Below are 18,101 nucleotides of genomic sequence, written 5' to 3'. Positions count from 1 at the left end.
AGGAGTGAGAAATGCTTTTCCAAGTACGCATGGATGTCAATATTCCATTAGATATGCCAGTCGAAAAAGCCAATGAAATTAAAGCTGTAGAAAAGGCTTATTCACAAGATTTACAACGTCAAGGCAAATGGCGTCATATCTGGCGCATTACCGGTCAATATTCAAATATAAGTATTTTTGATGTTGAAAGTAATGAAGAGCTACACAACATTTTACAAGGGTTGCCCCTTTACCCGTATATGAATATTGAAGTTTTGGCTTTAAATCGTCATCCCTCTTCTGTTCGTAGTGATGACAGCTGATGCGATTGGATTCCAATTGTGTAGCACATAGTTGGAATCCATTTTCTGCATTTTTAAGTTTGTAAATATTTGAAATAAAAGATTATCTGCCTTGCATGACTGAAGTGGTTAGTCAGGTAAATAGTTTTATCGTTCTTGATGAAGGATCGTAGCATGATTGATAAAAGTACCGCTTCCTTAACAGAAGCACTTTCTCAAATTAAGGATGGATCAACCATTATGATTGGCGGTTTCGGTACGGCTGGTCAGCCTGCTGAACTGATTGATGGACTGATAGAACTTGGGATCAAAGATCTCATCATCGTCAACAACAATGCAGGTAATGGTGACTATGGACTGGCTAAATTACTCAAAGCTGGTGCTGTCCGAAAGATGATCTGTTCTTTCCCTCGCCAATCTGACTCTTGGGTGTTCGATGAATTATATCGTGCAGGAAAGATAGAACTTGAGCTTGTACCACAAGGTAATTTGGCTTGCCGTATTCAGGCAGCTGGTATGGGTCTGGGTCCAATTTATACACCAACAGGTTTTGGTACGTTGCTGGCAGAAGGCAAACCTACCCTCAATTATGAAGGTAAAGATTTTGTTCTCGAAAATCCAATTAAGGCCGATTTTGCTTTAATCAAAGCGCATCAGGGCGACCGCTGGGGCAACTTGGTTTACAACAAATCAGCGCGTAATTTTGGCCCCATTATGGCCATGGCGGCAGATGTGACAATTGCACAAGTCTCAGAAGTGGTTGAACTTGGTGCATTAGACCCAGAGCACATTATTACCCCTGGCATTTTTGTACAACATGTTGTGGCTGTTCAACCTGCACAGCTTGAGCAATCTGCATAAATCACGTGAGGAAAGAACCATGAGCTATACCAAATTAACCCGTGATCAAATTGCAGAACGTGTTGCGCAGGATATTCCAGATGGCGCTTATGTCAATTTAGGCATTGGCTTACCCACCAAAATTTCAAATTATTTACCAACGGACAAAGATGTTTTTCTACATTCAGAAAATGGCCTTTTGGCTTTTGGTCCTCCTCCGGCTAAAGGCGAAGAAGACCCTGAATTAATTAATGCAGGAAAAGAGTTTGTCACCATGCAGACGGGTGGCTGCTTTTTTCACCATGGCGACTCTTTTGCCATGATGCGTGGCGGTCATTTAGATATTGCAGTACTAGGCGCTTTTCAGATTGCCCAAAATGGTGACTTAGCAAATTGGCATACTGGCGAGCCTGATGCGATTCCTGCTGTAGGTGGCGCAATGGATTTGGCTGTTGGGGCGAAAAAAGTCTTTATTACTACAGACCATGTGACCAAAAAAGGTGAACCGAAAATTGTCGCTGAATTGTCATACCCTGCGACAGGCCTGCAATGTGTCGATCGTATTTACACAGATTTGTGCGTCATTGATGTGACGGTTGAAGGTTTGAAAGTGATTGAAAAAGTCGAGGGCTTGAGCTTTGACGAATTACAGTCAATGACCGGTGCGAAGCTGATTGATGCGACAGCTTAAAGCAAAAAGTCCCTCCTTGATTAAGGAGGGATTTAGGGAGGATTAATATTCAAAAATTAACTTCCTGTAAATCCCTCCCAACCTCCCGTTAAAAGGGAGGAGCTGAGTTTTTAGGATTTATAAAATGAAAAATGCCTATATTATTGATGCAATCCGTACCCCTTTCGGTCGCTATGCGGGCGGTTTAGCAGCAGTACGTACCGATGACCTAGGTGCCTTACCTATCAAGGCACTGATGCAGCGAAATCCAAGTATTGCTTGGGAGTCTGTTGATGACGTGATTTACGGCTGTGCGAACCAAGCCGGTGAAGATAACCGTAATGTTGCACGAATGTCGTCCCTACTTGCAGGTGTCCCTTTTCAAGTTCCTGCTACAACTGTGAACCGACTTTGTGGTTCATCACTTGATGCAATTGCGATGGCAGCCCGTGCAATTAAGGCAAATGAAGCAGACTTAATTATTGCTGGTGGTGTAGAAAGTATGTCCCGTGCGCCCTTTGTTATGGGTAAATCTGAAAGCGCTTATGGACGTAGTCAAAAGATTGAAGACACCACCATGGGCTGGCGTTTTATCAATCCAATACTCAAACAAATGTATGGCGTGGAAACCATGCCTCAAACTGCTGAAAATGTGGCAGAACAATTCAATATTAACCGTGCAGATCAAGATGCTTTTGCCTTAGAAAGTCAGCGCCGTACAGCTGCTGCACAAGCCAATGGTTTTTTTGAGAAAGAAATCATCCCTGTAGTCATTCCACAGCGTAAAGGCGACCCACTAATAGTCGATACAGATGAGCATCCACGTGCATCGACGACAGCAGAAGGTTTGGCAAAACTCAAACCTGTGGTGAAAGCAGATGGTACGGTAACTGCGGGCAATGCTTCAGGAATCAATGATGGTGCGGCTGCACTACTGATTGCTTCAGATGATGCTGTTAACAAATTTAAGTTAAAGCCACGAGCCAAAATTATTGCGGCAACGGTGGTGGGTGTTGAACCCAAAATCATGGGCTTTGGTCCTGCGCCTGCCATCAAAAAGCTATTAGCTCAAACAGGTCTAAGCCTTGAACAAATGGATGTGATCGAGCTGAATGAAGCTTTTGCGGCTCAAGCCTTAGCGGTTACCCGTGAACTAAGTTTGGAAGATGGTGCTAAACATGTCAATCCAAACGGTGGCGCTATTGCTTTGGGGCATCCTTTAGGTGCATCTGGAGCCCGTTTAGTCACGACTGCGTTAAATCAACTTGAGGCAATTTCAGGTCAATATGCCCTCTGTTCGATGTGCATTGGTGTCGGTCAAGGCATCGCTTTGATTATTGAACGTGTTTAATCCTCAATAAAAGTCCTCCTTCTCATAGGGGGATTTAGGGGATTTATAAAATTAAGGATTCAAAACATGCCTACATTTATATCCAATGATGCAACGATTAATTACGCAACTTTTGGTGACCACACACAACCTGCGATTGTCTTTTCTAACTCTTTAGGTACAAAGTTCAGCATGTGGCAGCCTCAGATAGAGGCGCTGCAGCAGGATTATTTTGTCATTTGTTATGATACACGTGGTCATGGTGCATCTTCTGCCCCTCAAGGGCCATATAGCCTTGATCAATTGGGTATAGATGTCATCCACATATTGGATCATTTAAATATTCAACAAGCCACATTTTGTGGAATATCGATGGGTGGTTTAACAGGCCAATGGCTTGCAATACATCATCCTAAACGCTTTAACCATGTCATTGTATGCAATACCGCTGCAAAAATTGGGCAAGAATCAGCTTGGGATGAACGTGCGCAGTTAGTCCGTCAACAAGGTCTGAAACCAATTGCAGAAACGGCAGCATCACGATGGTTTACAGAACCCTTTATCCAAAGTAACACTGCAACTGTACAATCTTTGAGTAACGACCTCGGAGCTGGCAGCCCAGAAGGTTATGCAAGTTGTTGTGAAGCTTTGGCTAAAGCAGATTTACGCAATGAAATCTCGTCTATTCACATACCTGTATTAATTATTGCAGGTCAACAAGACCCCGTAACCACAGTTGCAGATGGTCAATTTATGCAAGAACACATTGCAAATAGCCAATTATTTGAAATTAATGCATCGCATATTTCAAACATTGAACAGCCAGATGCATTTAATCAGGCTTTGCAGAATTTTATACAGCAATAATAAGCAGCTGAATAAATTCAATGTAATGTTATTAAAATAGAGCCTTGCCATTGTGCAGGGCGTTATTTCGTTTGAAGGCTTTGATTTAATGTCCGTTGTTAAAATAAATGGACAATTAGAAGAATGGTTCATCTATATAAAAAACGGATCAATATTACTTTTTAGTTTAATCATTGGCTTTAGTTCTACGATTTCTTATGCAGATGTTAAAACTCAGCGTATTAAGGATATAAAGACTTATACTCTCGCCAATGGAGGTGGTATCGAAATCTTTCTGTGCAATTAGTAGACTTGAAAAATAGGCATATAAATGCTTATTGCGTGCAGCATTGCGGAAATTGGTTTGTGTATAATCCAGAATTTGAATGTTATAGCTTTAAGAAAAAATATCAAGGCGCAAAAGTATGGACATCTCTTTCATACGAAAAAATAAAGACCGTTTTGCAGGCCCAAGCTTTGATGAATAATTATACTTTATCTAGAAAATTAACATTAAATGCACTCCTTAAATGAATATTGATATTGAAAAAGACCGAAGTATTGGAGTCCTTCGGTCTAAACTTTTAACTCCACTCATTCCACATAGGTGTTTACGACCAGATATTGAAGAATAGTTTGAAGAATAATCTCTGGGAATTTTAAGCTGCAGGATGATTGAGTTGATCAATGATGCCTTGTGCAGCCAATTCATTTAATTCAGCTTCAGTTTTAAATTGGGACAAAATTTCGATTGTGTGCTGCCCTAACTGCGGCGGTGCATGACGGTATTCTACAGGCGTATCAGATAATTTCATCGGTGATCCAATCACTTTAAAATCATGATTTAAAGCATGTGGAATATTCACAACCATTTGACGATGTTGAATTTGCGGTTCATTTAATGCGTCTTCTACAGAGTTGATTACACCCACAGGCACTTTTACCGCATGAATCGCATCGACCCAAACTTGAGCATCTTGAGTCAGAAAATAGGCACTCAATAATGGAATCAATTCTTCACGGTGCTTCACCCGATCTTGATTACGCAAATAGTTTGGTTGATCTAGCAGTTCTGTATAGCCAATCGCAATACACAAGTCTTTAAATTGTTTGTCATTACCACAGGCAATAATAAATTCTTTATCTTTGGCTTTAAAAGTTTGATACGGCACAATATTCGGGTGATTATTTCCCATACGCTTGGGTGCTTTACCTGAGGTCAAATAGTTCATACCTTGATTGGCCAAAGCCGCCACCTGTACATCGAGTAATGACATATCGATATATTGACCGCGTCCAGTATGTTGCCGCGCCAACAATGCCGCCTGAATTGCAATCGTTGAGTACAGTCCGGTCTGAATGTCGACCACAGCGACTCCCACCTTTTGTGCGCCACCACCGATTACATCATCAGATTCACCAGTAATACTCATCAGACCTGACATGCCTTGAATAATAAAGTCATAGCCTGGTTCTTCCGCACGTGGACCATCCTGACCAAAACCTGTAATTGAGCAATATACGATATTTGGATTTAGCGCACTGAGCGATGCATAATCCAAACCATATTTTGCAAGTGAACCTGCTTTGTAGTTTTCAATCACGACATCTGCAGTTTGGGCAATTTCACGGACTAGGGCTTGCCCTTCTTCACTGGCAATATCAATGGCTACAGAATATTTATTGCGGTTCGCACATTGGTAATAGCCTGATTCTTTCGTCGCTTGACCTTGCTGATTTGGCATCCAAGGTGGTCCCCACATACGGGTATCATCACCCACTTTTGGACGCTCAATTTTGATTACGTCTGCACCTAAATCAGCCAATATTTGACCGCACCAAGGACCTGCCAAAACACGACTTAAGTCCAATACACGAATTCCTTTTAATGCACCCATAGTTCACTCCAGATGTGCCATAGTATTGAGCTATGGCACAGATCTTTTAATTATTTTACTGTTGCAGTTTTTGCAGATGCTTTTTGTTCTGCATCATCAACATATGTATCTACACTTGCCAGTTTTTCTTTTTCCGCATCTGAAGAAAGTGATGCTTGCTGGGGATCATATTGACGTTCACGAATGAACAAGCCCGGAATAACACCTGCAATAAAGTACGCAGCACCCATTACAATAAAGGCCATAGTGAATGATCCGCCAGCGGCAATCATACCAATGGTTGCTGGTGCTATGGCTGCGCCTAAACGTCCCATATTGTAAGCACCGCCAATAGCCGTACCGCGTACATCCGTCGAGAAGCTTTCTGCCATATACGTTGCATTTACACCGTATGGAATACCGTATAAGAAACCGAAAGTTACGAGTAAATAGGCGATGTTGGTTGGTGTGTTATAGAAAATGATGATCGGTAAGAATGCTGCCGTAGCTACCGTACCAAACACAAAGGTAATACGACGTCCAAATTTGTCAGCGGCATAGCCTGCTAAAATTTTACCCAGAATCATGGCGGTATATGCGCCTACCATATAGCCTGTCATGGCTTTAAAGTTCATGCTGAGTTCGGTTTCTAGATACGTTGGCATCCAGTTGTTGACACCGTAATAACCGAATTGTAGAAATGCAGCGGTCGACATCCAAAAGAAGAACATTTTACGATGATTGGTATGTCCAAAAATACGTTTATAAATGCTTTCAGAAGGTGCGTTTTGCTTGGCTGCAGCTTGCTGCTGTACAGGTTCAAGCTTTAATTCACGGCGTTTTATCTGCTCAATTTTTGCTTCCTGCCAAGATTTTGGCTCAGGAACAAAACGCATAAAGATCAGGGCAAATGCAGCAGGAATAATGGTGACATAAAATAGCATCCGCCAGCCGTGATCTGGAATAATGGCACCCGCCATCAGCGTTGCAACGATATACCCCACGGTTTGACCCGTTTGCAAAGTCCCAAGTACTGTTGTGCGGTATTTGGTTGGTACATATTCTGCCATGAGCGTATTACACGCCATATAAAGTGAGCCCAGACCAAATGCGCCAATAAAACGTAAAATTAAAAATTGTTCATAGCTTTGGGTAAAGCCTAAAATACAGGTCATGATTGAGAAAAATACTACCGACCAAGCAATAGTTTTCACACGGCCAAATTTATCGCACGCCCATCCACCCGAAATACCACCCAGCGCCATCCCTGCTAAAGAAGAACTACCGAGCATTCCGGCTTGAAATGTACTTAAACCAAATTCAGCCTTTAAACTGGTCAGGCTGAATGACAGCAACATGATGTCTACACCATCAATCACCAAGGAAATAAAGGCAAAAATAAAAGCCATTTTCCAAGTGTTGCTGGTAATCCGATGCATCGTGCCCACGTTAGAAGGCAATTTGAGCGTTCCTGCTCCGTTTTGCATTTCGTTATTCATTTCCTTGTTCCTCATTTTCCCAAATGAGTCATCGGCATTCCTATGTCTGCACATTTGCCTTTTTTATTCTTTTTATTTCATCACTGCTCAGGCTATTGTACAGAGTTACAAGAGTGTTTCACGATGAATCCTTTATTGATTAAGTTTATTTTTGCATAAAAAGTCTCTAAGGCACTCTATGCAGAGCACCTTATCGATATGAAATTCAATTAGTTACCAAAAGCCGCGATGCCTGTTTGCGCACGACCTAAGATCAGTGCATGTACATCATGCGTTCCTTCATACGTGTTGACGACTTCGAGATTGACTAGATGGCGGGCAACACCAAACTCATCAGAAATGCCATTTCCGCCCATCATGTCTCGCGCTACGCGGGCAATATCTAGAGCCTTGCCACAGTTGTTACGTTTAATCAGTGATGTGCCTTCTACTGCAGCTATACCTTCGTCTTTCATACGCCCAAAACGAAGTGCCGCTTGCAGACCCAATGCTATCTCAGTTTGCATATCTGCCAGTTTCTTTTGAATTAACTGATTCGCTGCCAATGGTCGGCCAAACTGTTTACGGTCCATGGTGTATTGGTGCGCTGTATGCCAGCAGAACTCAGCTGCGCCCATTGCGCCCCAAGCGATACCATAACGTGCACTGTTTAGACAGGTAAATGGGCCTTTTAAACCACGTACTTCTGGAAAAGCGTTCTCTTCAGGAACAAAGACATTGTCCATGACAATTTCACCGGTAATTGATGCACGTAAGCCAACTTTACCGTGAATTGCAGGAGCGGATAGACCTTCCCAGCCTTTTTCTAAAATAAAACCACGAATGTCACCAACATTACCTTCAGGCGATACTTCTTTCGCCCAAACAACAAACACGTCGGCAATTGGGCTGTTGGTAATCCACATTTTTGCACCCGTGAGACGATAGCCACCTTCGACTTTTTTTGCACGAGTAATCATGCTACCCGGGTCAGAGCCATGATCAGGCTCAGTCAGGCCGAAACAGCCAATGTACTCGCCTGTTGCCAACTTTGGCAGGTATTTCTGTTTTTGCTCTTCAGAGCCAAATTCATTAATTGGCACCATCACCAAAGAACTTTGCACGCTGGCCATAGAGCGGTAGCCAGAATCTACATATTCAATTTCACGTGCAACTAATCCATAGCTAACATAGTTTAGACCTGCGCCGCCGTATTGCTCTGGAATCGTTGGGCCAAGTAAGCCAAGCTCACCCATTTCTCGGAAAATTGATGCATCAGTTTTTTCATGTCGAAATTGTTCGAGTACACGTGGCTGTAAACGCTCTTGGCAGTAAGCATGTGCAGTATCACGGATCATGCGTTCTTCTTCAGTTAATTGCTGTTCCAAAAGAAACGGGTCTTGCCAGTTAAATTGTACTTTTGCTTTTTTTACATTGACCATTTGATTCATCGCATCCTCTGCTTTTTCAAGTTTTCGTTGTTTTATTCGATGCTATGTGTGAAAAGTGATTCATTCAAACGATTAATTTGCATGTAGATATGCGCCTTTCGCATACCTGAGCTTTGTTCACGGCGTGTTAAGCACTTTAGCCACTGATTTGAACTGCGGATTGCTTTATTTATAGACTATAGTGGTATATGAAAATCATTCTTATATGCCATTTTGTGATACCTATCGATAAAAAGGACTTTATCTATGCGGCGCAATATTCCGTCATTGCAAAGCTTAATTTGCTTTGAATCTGCTGCGAAACACGCAAGTTATACGCATGCTTCTCAAGAGTTATTTATTACACAAAGTGCCGTGTCGCGCCAAATTCAACAGCTTGAAGAATATTTAGGTATCATGCTATTTAGCCGAACACGTCACGGTGTAGATCTCACAGAAGCAGGCAAGCAATATGCAAAAAGTATTAAACCTTTTTTGCAAGGCATCGAAAAAAGCACCTCAGATATCATGACGCACAAAGGATTGGGCGGTACTTTAAAGCTGGGCGTTGTGCCAACCTTTGCCACACGTTGGCTGTTGCCAAAATTACATAAATTAAATGCACAGCATCCTGAAATTACCGTGCATTTGGAAACCAGTACCAAACCTTTTTTGTTTAATGAAAATGTCTTTGACGCGGCGATTTTTGCAGGAACTCAGCAACAAATTGAGCATTGGCCGGGCATTCAAGCGCATTATTTAATGGATGAAGAAGTGGTTCCCGTTTGTTCCCCCAAATTGATTAAAAGCAACTTTCCCCATGCGGAAATGACCGGTGATCACAGTTTTAATTTAAGCGATGAAGAATTGCTTCAATTGCCCTTATTACAGCAAACCACCCGTCCAAGTATTTGGCAAGAATGGTTTCAAGCCCATCAGCTTCAGCATCCCAAACCATTTGATGGTCAGCGACATGAACTATTTTCTATGCTTTCTGTGGCAGCCAGCCATGGCATGGGTATGGCACTAATTCCACAAATGCTGATCGAAGCAGAACTGAGAAAAAAAGAATTGGTGATTGCATCAAATAAGAAATTGCACGGTAGCAGAAAATATTATTTAGTCCACTCGAGCCAAGACAGTTCACCGCAAATACAAAAATTTGTCGATTGGGTGCTACAAGAATTGCACCTGATCAGTTGAAGTAATCGCTATATTTTGAGTACAGTAAATTCGCTGAATCATCCATTCAATACATGTAACCGTGCCTAATGGACGCATCAATTAAAATATAAGGCTATATATCTATGCAAAAAATTGTGGTGTTTTCAGGTGCCGGCATGAGCGCAGAAAGCGGCATCAATACCTTCCGTGACAGTAATGGTCTTTGGGAGCAGCATCGCATTGAAGATGTGGCCACACCTGAAGCTTGGGCACGCGATCCAGCTTTAGTACAGCGTTTTTATAATGAACGCCGTAAACATATTTTAGCCGCAGAGCCAAATACAGCTCATAGATTGATTGCTGAACTCGATGATTTTTTTGATGTACAAGTCATCACACAAAATATTGATGATCTACATGAACGTGCAGGCAGTCACAATGTACTGCATCTGCATGGCAATATTCGTTACGCAAAAAGCTCTGGCCCTCAGGCGCAATACACGCAGGAATTTTTCCCTATTGAAGGTACTGATTTAAACTTAGAGACCGACAAATGCCCTGAGGGTTATCCTTTACGGCCACATGTGGTCTGGTTTGGCGAAGCAGTTCCTGCCTATGAAGATGCCAGTGTAAGTGTACAAACAGCAGATATTTTTATTGTGATTGGCACAAGTCTAGCTGTCTATCCTGTGGCTGGATTAATTCACGAAATCCCTGCCAACTGCCGTGCATTTTATATCGACCCGAAAGCAGACTATCAACGCGTACCTGAGCAGTATCAATTGATTAAAGCAGGCGCGAGTGAAGGAATGAAAAAACTGTTTACGCAATTGGTTGCGCCATAAAAGCACATTTTGGCATCAGTATCGATCAAAAAAACTAATATTACCTGCTTCTTTTGCAGGCTTTTTGCTGTTTATAGCCTATCTAACTTGGCTTAAGTCCAATAAATCACGACATACACGCGTCTGGCATTCAAATTGCTTAACAGTATTACGTTTTATTAAAAAAGTAATATTGGGGCTTGGTCAGTATGGGTTATGTCGCAAGAGAGCTCAGTCCAAAAAGTAAGCTATTGCTCGGCTTCGGATCATTTTTAATTCCTGTGCTTATTTGGTGTGCAGTGAGTTATTTGCCATTTTTATGGCATCCACAGGTGCAAATTACGCAGTCTGGCAGTGTGCCGTATTTTCAGGTGGATAGCCGTGTAGACAAAGCGGTGTTTTATGCCGAAGCGCAATCTGCGGTCAATGCAGGTTTAGCACCACCTCAAGGTAAACTGGTCAATCCAATCTATTTACCTGCACCGCACGAAGTAGCAAAAGCATTAGTTACGGCCTTTATAACTCCACCTGCCCAACCTGATGCCCCATGGTTTCATCAAAGCTTATGGCACAGTATTAAAATTGTGTTCAGCGCTTTTTTTATTGCCTCTCTCATCGGTATTCCGCTAGGTATTCTTTGCGGTTTTTCTCAAAAAATATCACAACTGACCGAACCCTTTGTTGAGTTTTTCCGCTACTTGCCCGCTCCTGCTTTTGGTGCATTAGCCGTTGCGATTTTAGGTATTAATGATGCACCTAAAATCGCCATTATCGTGATTGGTACGCTGTTTCAGCAAATTCTGATTATTGCCAATACCACACGGATGGTTGACCGTGGCCTGATCGAAGCAGGTTTTACGCTGGGCACCAATAAATTGAAAAGCTTATTTCATGTGGTGATTCCAGCAGCGCTTCCTGATATTTACCGCGACTTGCGTGTATTGCTCGGCTGGGCTTGGACCTATCTGATCGTATCTGAACTGATCGGCACAACCTCTGGGATTACCTGGTTTATCACCCAACAAGCGCGTTACCAAAACTTTGACAATGTCTATGCCGCGATCCTCATCATTGGGGTGATTGGTTTGGTGTGCGATGTGGTGCTAATGAAACTCGGTCAACGTCTATTTAAATGGAAAGCAGGAGCAAAATAATGAACATCACAGAGTTTAATGCCACCACTTATTTCGATGCAATTTATGCACGCCCTGTCATTTTAGAAGCAAAAAAACTTACACAAAGTTTCAAACACGGCAAAACTGAACGCACTATTTTAAATCAGTTGGATTTAAAGATTCATAAACGTGAATTTATCTGCGTGATTGGCCCATCGGGTTGCGGTAAATCGACCTTTAGCCGAATTGTGGCTGGGCTTGATCCTTACAGTAGCGGTGAATTGCTGGTCGATGGCCAAGCGATTGAAGGCCCAAGCCCTGAGCGTGGCATGGTGTTTCAAGGCTACACGCTTTTTCCATGGAAAACGGTCAAAGAAAATGTGATGTTTGGCCCTTTAATGAAAGGTGCCAGCAATGCTTCGGCTGAATCCAGCGCCCGAGAATGGATTGATATTATTGGTCTAGAAAAATACCAAGATCAGTACCCGCATCAGCTTTCTGGCGGGATGAAACAACGCGTTGCCATTGCCCGCGCATTGGTCAATGAACCCAAAATATTATTGATGGATGAGCCGTTTGGCGCGCTTGATCCGCATACCCGTCAAAAAATGCAAAAACATTTAATGGATCTTTGGCAAAACATTGATATCACCATCATTTTTGTGACCCACGACATGGATGAAGCCATATTATTGGCGGATCGTATTGTGGCGCTCAAAGCCAATCCTGGTGAAATTAAAGAAATAATTGAGGTCGATTTACCCCGTCCTCGTAATCCTGAACTCATGCTGAGTCCTGAATTTAAACAACTGCGCGAACGGGTAGATTTCTTGGTACATGCACAGGAAGACGAGCTCGACCCAGCGATGGAAAACCTACCGAAAATTCCGCGTATGACCCAAGTCAGTACGCAAAAATAACTGGATTAATCCCTCTTCATCTTTAGGACGGCCTAAATGATGTACTACAGCGTTGGACGGCCAACATTATAGGAATTGAAGATGAATGAATCTTATGTTTTGCCACTTGTTGATATTTCAAAAATGCAAAGCACGCTACTGTCAGAACGCTTAGAAGTAGCCTCTGCATTGGATCAAGCCTGTAAAGATGTTGGTTTTCTTTATTTAAAAGGTGATCAGTTCAATTTTGATTTTGCGACATCACTGATTCAGGTTGCAAAGCGTTATTTTCAACAAGATACCGCCAGTAAAATGCAACACTATATTGGGCTGTCGAAAAATCATAGTGGCTATGTGCCAATTGGTGAAGAACAATTTGCAGGTAACAGCTACGACTTAAAAGAAGCCTATGACGTTAATTATGATTACCACGGCGAAACGACGGCATTTCCCTTGCTGGGCCCTACGTTATGGCCAGATGATGCCACATTTAAAAGTACGGTCAGTGATTATTATTGCCATTTACGCAGTATTAGCGAGCAGATTTTTCAGGCCTTTGCTTTAGCATTGAATGTAGATGAGCATTTTTTTGATCGCAAAATTACCCATGCGACCAGTCAACTGCGTTTAATCCATTACCCGTATAACCCTGAAGTGAAAGATGCTGAAGGCATTGGCGCACATACAGACTATGAATGTTTTACACTGCTCTTGCCGACGGCACCGGGTTTACAGGTACTCAATAAACAAGGTGAATGGATGGATATTCCATTGATTGAAAATACTTTGGTGATGAATATTGGCGACATGATGGAAATTTTGTCGAATGGCAAATATTTGGCCACCAAGCACCGTGTTAAAAAAGTCTCTGAAGAGCGCTACTCTTTCCCTCTGTTCTGTGCCTGTAATTACGACACAATTATTGAGCCTGTACATTCTACTGAAGCGCCCAAATATCAGCCCCTAATTGGTGGCGAACATTTATTTAATCAAACCGCGCAAACCTTTAGTTATCTCAAAAAACGTATCGCTTCAGGAGAGCTGAGTCTAAGAAATGCTGTGCCTTTGTCATCATTTGGTATGGATGAAAATACAGAAGTACAAGGAGCAAGCGCATGAATCTATTTCAGGCTTTAGCACAGCTTCCAGCCAGCCAAGAGGTTTCAGGTCCTATTCCAGACTATTTGTATGGTGCTTTTCGCCGTAAAAGTATCAGTTTTTCAAATGGTTTAACGGATGAAAAAACCATTGTGTATTGGTTTCAGTCACGTAGTTTCACCATCGATCTACGTTTAAAAAGCCAAGAAAATACGCCAGTAAATGAGCGTCAAGGCTGGATTGGCAACACTCTTTGGGATGCTGAACAGCAATTATTGTCTTGGGATGTTAAAGCACACTCAAATTATCAAAATCATGTGCAATGGCCAGAACCTGCCAAACTGCATGCGATTGGCAACTGTATTTTAGAATTCTCTCCAAGCAATGTGTATGTCGAAGACTGGCGTCAGCAAGTTCATGAAGGGCTATTTTTAGGCCTGCGGTTGAAGTCAGCCCTCGATGTAGAAAGTCATCAACCATTGCCGATGGATGGTGGTTTAATTATTTGTGATAAGTATGTGGCCTTTGCACTGAGCCGTTTACCTACAGATCAGCAAACAGTTGCCAGCATCGACATATCATCTGCACCTACTATGTATAAAGCGGTGATTGAAAGCTTTGAAGTTTCCATCGCTGTAGATTGTCTGCATAAGCACTATACAACGACTTCATCTCAGCAAAATCAAGTGCTTAACTTTGATCATTTTGAAGTTATTGATGAAACACATTTAAAGCAAAACGTAATTATTAATGGTCAAGCAGTACAGCTGATGTTCGAGTTGGATATTTATGTTCCACATTATGCATTTCAGCATCACACTGATACCACGACAGAAAGCACAGATTGGTTACGAAATGAAAAACAGCACCTCTTGCACCATGCAGTAGAATGCCTATAGGAAATCAATGTCGTTTATATATTTGCTCATTGCAATCATTGCCGAAGTGATTGCTACATCCGCCTTAAAAGCCAGTAATGGCTTTACCGAACTAGTACCGATTATTTTTACCGTGTTGGGCTATGCCATTGCGCTCTTTTTTTTAGGTTTGACCTTTAAATCGATTCCCATGGGCTTAGCCTACGCCATGTGGTCCGCTGCAGGCATTGTGCTTATTTCATGTGTGGGCTGGGTTGTGTTTAAACAAAATTTAGACCTGCCTGCCATGATTGGTTTGGCCTTTATTTTATTAGGCATTGTGATTATCAATGTTTTTTCTAAAAGCACAGAGCTTTGAAATGTCAGTTTTGAAATGTAGTTTTTAAATAATATTTCTGAAATTTTAAAGACTTAAATTGCTATAGATAAAAATGCTCTAGCTAGCTGTTGCACACTAGAGCATACGTTTCGAATGAATTAACTGTGATCTGTCGGCTTCTATAAAATGCCTTTCACTAGAAAAAAACATCCAACAATACATAACAGCACAGCAAAACATTTTTTCAGTACTGCTGGTGAAAGCGCATGCGCAGTTTTCGCGCCATATTTAGCCGTAAAGAAACTCATCACACTAATGCCCAAAAAGGCATAAATATGAATAAAGCCAATGGTATTTGGAATTTCAACTTGCTGTTGCATACCAAAAAACATAAAGCCTAATGCACCAGCAATGGCAATAGGTAAACCGCAAGCGGCAGACGTCCCGACCGCTTTTTGCATCACCACGCCATTTGCCGTTAAATACGGCACTGTAATACTGCCACCACCAATACCGAAGATGGCAGATGCAACGCCAATACCCGAACCCGCCACAATTTGCTTGCCTGTAGATGGCAGTGTTTTGTTGGGATCGACTGGCTTTTTTGCACCCATAAACATGTTATAAGCCACCCAAAGTAAAAACACACCGACAATCATTTGCAGATGCAAACCTGACAGCCAGCCTGCAATGCCCGCGCCTGCAAAACAGCCAATCGCCATTGGCGGAGCTAAATTTTTAAATACAGGCCAAATCACAGCGCCATTTTTATTATGCGCCATCAATGAACTGATAGACGTCACAACAATCGTAGCCAAAGATGTGCCGAGCGCCAAATGCATAATCACATCGGGACTATAACCCATTTGGCTAAAAACAATATAGAGCAATGGCACAATGATAGTACCGCCGCCAACGCCAAACAGCCCTGCAGCAAAACCAGCAAATGCGCCAATAATTAAGAAAGTAATGAGTTCCACAATATACCGATTTAAAATGAAGAGAAATCTTGTATAAATCAAATATGTACTATCATTCGGTGAATAATGAATGTTCCCTCTCCTTTTTTAAAGGATGAGGAACATGCTCCTCATCACAAAGGGAGAAGCAACTTTTAGTTACTCATTTAAAATCACATTCTGAATGTTTTTTGACTTTGGCAAGAAATCTAATATTGATTAAAAATAAATCACGAAGTGATTAAGCCAACTCCACTTGACCCACAGCATGATAAGCACGGTTGAAATACACCAAACTTTCCTCCTGCTGACTTTGCTTGATTGCAACCACACGGCACATAAACACACTGTGCGTACCCACTTCTTGAATCTGTTCAATCTGACAGTCAAAACTAACTAAAGCATCTTTTAATATTGGTGAACCTGTTTCTAATACAGTCCAAGAACCCAATTTAAAACGCTCTTCCGAATTGAATTTGCTTGAAGCAAAAGCATTGGAAATTTGCTCATGCTGTGCACCTAAAACATTGACAGACAGAACTTTATTTTCAAGAAAATGCGCATGAGAACGAGATGATTGATTCATACAAACCAGCAAAGTTGGCGGTGTATCTGTCACACTGCATACGGCTGATGCTGTAAATCCATGCATGCCTGCTTCACCCTCAGTCGTAATCACGTTGACTGCAGTCGTCAATAAAGACATTGCATTTCTAAAATCAGTTGCTTCAATCATCTCTTCAATCTCAATGGTCTATATGGCTTATCTCTTTCTCAGGTTTGGGCAATAGCAAATTTAATTTCCTTATTGCCCTTACATGAAATTGAGTCAGCTCGAATTTATGCGGTCAATTCTTGGCGAATAATGGCAGCGCCTGCGCTTAGCGCATTTAGTTTGCCTTGCGCCACTTGGCGAGGTAAAGGTGCCATACCGCAGTTCGTTGAAGGATATAGCTTATCGGCATCTACAAACTGAAGCGCTTTGCGTAATGTATTGGCTACTTCTTCTGCTGTTTCAACCTGATTGGTTGCTACATCAATTGCGCCAACCATCACTTTTTTACCGCGGATGAGTTCAATTAAATCCATGGGTACACGAGAGTTTTGGCATTCAAGTGAGATAATATCGAGCTTAGATTGCTGCAGTTTCGGGAATGATTCTTCGTATTGGCGCCATTCATTACCCAAAGTCTGTTTCCAATCGGTATTGGCTTTAATGCCATAACCATAGCAAATATGAACGGCTGTTTCGCATTTCAAACCTTCAAGCGCACGCTCTAATGTCGCAATACCCCAGTCATTGACTTCATCAAAAAATACGTTAAACGCAGGCTCATCAAATTGAATGATATCTACGCCTGCCGCTTCAAGCTCTAAAGCTTCTTGATTCAGGATTTTAGCAAATTCCCAAGCCAATTTTTCACGGCTCTTGTAATGACCATCATACAAGGTATCAATCATAGTCATTGGGCCAGGCAGCGCCCATTTGATCGGCTGATTGGTTTGGCTACGTAGGAATTTTGCATCATCAACAAACACTGCTTTCTTACGCGATACTTCACCCACCACAGACGGTACACTTGCATCATAACGATTTCGAATACGCATCGTTTCACGCTTTTCGAAATCTACACCTTCAAGATGTTCAATAAACGTAGTCACAAAATGCTGACGGGTTTGTTCGCCATCGCTGACAATATCAATGCCTGCATGGATTTGTTCATGCAAAGATAATTTCAACGCATCACGTTTTGCATATAATAATTCTTCGCCTTCAAGTTTCCATGCTGACCACAGTTTTTCAGGTTCAGCCAGCCAAGATGGTTTAGGTAAGCTACCAGCAGTTGAAGTTGGGAGTAAAATGGCCATATTCGATCTTCTATCTCTATATTCTAAATTTCGCAAAAACAAAATGTGATCAATTGATTATTAAATTCATATTGAGAGTCCCTTCTCCCTTTGGGATGAGGAGCATGCTCCGCAAGAGGATCAGGGAGATTTTCATATAAATCCTCTCCCTAACCCTCTCCTTAAAAGGAGAGGGAAATTTCTTTATGAAATAAATATTGATCACAAATTAACTGATGCATGAA

18 protein-coding genes are annotated in these 18,101 nt (G+C 41.9%); 12 read left to right on the top strand and 6 right to left on the bottom strand.

Annotated features, from left to right (window positions below; all coding sequences use genetic code 11):
• Positions 1-11 precede the first annotated feature (11 nt).
• The 5 genes from catC to pcaD all read left to right on the top strand — a co-directional run bounded on the left by catC (position 12) and on the right by pcaD (position 3,988).
• Positions 12-302, top strand: a complete 291-nt coding sequence (gene catC, locus AC4CU0_RS07520; RefSeq protein ID WP_168377484.1) for a muconolactone Delta-isomerase — start codon at positions 12-14, stop codon at positions 300-302.
• A gap of 153 nt (positions 303-455) precedes the next feature.
• Positions 456-1,142 carry a 3-oxoacid CoA-transferase subunit A gene (locus AC4CU0_RS07515; protein WP_078193765.1) on the top strand — a complete coding sequence of 229 codons (687 nt, stop codon included), beginning with the start codon at positions 456-458 and terminating at the stop codon, positions 1,140-1,142.
• 19 nt (positions 1,143-1,161) lie between these two features.
• The gene (locus tag AC4CU0_RS07510; RefSeq protein WP_490742838.1) at positions 1,162-1,812 is read left to right on the top strand and encodes a 3-oxoacid CoA-transferase subunit B; all 651 of its coding nucleotides are present in this window, start codon (positions 1,162-1,164) and stop codon (positions 1,810-1,812) included.
• Between the two features lie 124 nt (positions 1,813-1,936).
• Positions 1,937-3,142 carry a 3-oxoadipyl-CoA thiolase gene (pcaF, locus tag AC4CU0_RS07505; protein ID WP_490742837.1) on the top strand — a complete coding sequence of 402 codons (1,206 nt, stop codon included), beginning with the start codon at positions 1,937-1,939 and terminating at the stop codon, positions 3,140-3,142.
• A 66-nt stretch (positions 3,143-3,208) separates the two neighbouring features.
• On the top strand, positions 3,209-3,988 hold the full coding sequence (pcaD, locus tag AC4CU0_RS07500; protein WP_490742836.1) for a 3-oxoadipate enol-lactonase: 780 nt from the start codon (positions 3,209-3,211) through the stop codon (positions 3,986-3,988).
• Positions 3,989-4,626: 638 nt separating this feature from the next.
• On the opposite strand, the gene AC4CU0_RS07495 is transcribed toward pcaD, so the two are convergent.
• From AC4CU0_RS07495 to AC4CU0_RS07485, 3 genes are all read right to left on the bottom strand, one after another.
• Positions 4,627-5,865: a CaiB/BaiF CoA transferase family protein gene (locus AC4CU0_RS07495; RefSeq protein WP_490742835.1), complete on the bottom strand. Its 1,239-nt coding sequence runs from the start codon at positions 5,863-5,865 to the stop codon at positions 4,627-4,629.
• A 50-nt stretch (positions 5,866-5,915) separates the two neighbouring features.
• On the bottom strand, positions 5,916-7,343 hold the full coding sequence (locus AC4CU0_RS07490) for an MFS transporter (RefSeq protein WP_180050987.1): 1,428 nt from the start codon (positions 7,341-7,343) through the stop codon (positions 5,916-5,918).
• 209 nt (positions 7,344-7,552) lie between these two features.
• Complete coding sequence (locus AC4CU0_RS07485; RefSeq protein WP_490742834.1) at positions 7,553-8,773, bottom strand: acyl-CoA dehydrogenase; 1,221 nt, start codon at positions 8,771-8,773, stop codon at positions 7,553-7,555.
• Between the two features lie 246 nt (positions 8,774-9,019).
• On the opposite strand from AC4CU0_RS07485, the gene AC4CU0_RS07480 reads away from it, so the two are divergent.
• From AC4CU0_RS07480 to AC4CU0_RS07450, 7 genes are all read left to right on the top strand, one after another.
• Positions 9,020-9,955 carry a LysR substrate-binding domain-containing protein gene (locus tag AC4CU0_RS07480; protein ID WP_490742832.1) on the top strand — a complete coding sequence of 312 codons (936 nt, stop codon included), beginning with the start codon at positions 9,020-9,022 and terminating at the stop codon, positions 9,953-9,955.
• A gap of 104 nt (positions 9,956-10,059) precedes the next feature.
• The gene (locus tag AC4CU0_RS07475; protein WP_490742831.1) at positions 10,060-10,761 is read left to right on the top strand and encodes an SIR2 family NAD-dependent protein deacylase; all 702 of its coding nucleotides are present in this window, start codon (positions 10,060-10,062) and stop codon (positions 10,759-10,761) included.
• Between the two features lie 188 nt (positions 10,762-10,949).
• Positions 10,950-11,894 (top strand): ABC transporter permease, encoded by a 945-nt coding sequence (locus AC4CU0_RS07470; protein WP_490742830.1) that lies wholly within the window; start codon positions 10,950-10,952, stop codon positions 11,892-11,894.
• A complete protein-coding gene (locus AC4CU0_RS07465; RefSeq protein WP_490742828.1) occupies positions 11,894-12,775 on the top strand; it encodes an ABC transporter ATP-binding protein in 882 nt (293 codons plus the stop codon). The genes AC4CU0_RS07470 and AC4CU0_RS07465 overlap by 1 nt, the downstream gene beginning before the upstream one ends.
• 81 nt (positions 12,776-12,856) lie before the next feature.
• Positions 12,857-13,873 carry an isopenicillin N synthase family dioxygenase gene (locus AC4CU0_RS07460; RefSeq protein WP_490742826.1) on the top strand — a complete coding sequence of 339 codons (1,017 nt, stop codon included), beginning with the start codon at positions 12,857-12,859 and terminating at the stop codon, positions 13,871-13,873.
• Complete coding sequence (locus tag AC4CU0_RS07455; protein ID WP_490742825.1) at positions 13,870-14,751, top strand: hypothetical protein; 882 nt, start codon at positions 13,870-13,872, stop codon at positions 14,749-14,751. The genes AC4CU0_RS07460 and AC4CU0_RS07455 overlap by 4 nt, the downstream gene beginning before the upstream one ends.
• Before the next feature lie 7 nt (positions 14,752-14,758).
• Entirely contained in the window at positions 14,759-15,088 is a 330-nt protein-coding gene (locus AC4CU0_RS07450; RefSeq protein ID WP_117007380.1) for a DMT family transporter, read from the top strand.
• Between the two features lie 140 nt (positions 15,089-15,228).
• Here AC4CU0_RS07450 and AC4CU0_RS07445 read toward each other — a convergent pair whose 3' ends face one another.
• From AC4CU0_RS07445 to AC4CU0_RS07435, 3 genes are all read right to left on the bottom strand, one after another.
• A complete protein-coding gene (locus tag AC4CU0_RS07445; protein WP_078193778.1) occupies positions 15,229-16,029 on the bottom strand; it encodes a sulfite exporter TauE/SafE family protein in 801 nt (266 codons plus the stop codon).
• A gap of 220 nt (positions 16,030-16,249) precedes the next feature.
• On the bottom strand, positions 16,250-16,744 hold the full coding sequence (locus AC4CU0_RS07440) for a flavin reductase (RefSeq protein WP_180023652.1): 495 nt from the start codon (positions 16,742-16,744) through the stop codon (positions 16,250-16,252).
• 104 nt (positions 16,745-16,848) lie between these two features.
• Positions 16,849-17,877 carry a methionine synthase gene (locus AC4CU0_RS07435; protein WP_490742824.1) on the bottom strand — a complete coding sequence of 343 codons (1,029 nt, stop codon included), beginning with the start codon at positions 17,875-17,877 and terminating at the stop codon, positions 16,849-16,851.
• Positions 17,878-18,101: the final 224 nt, after the last annotated feature.

Source organism: Acinetobacter sp. LipI_15 (assembly GCF_058242865.1).
Note: the sequence above shows the minus strand (reverse complement) of the source record. Positions and strands in the feature narration are given on the sequence as shown.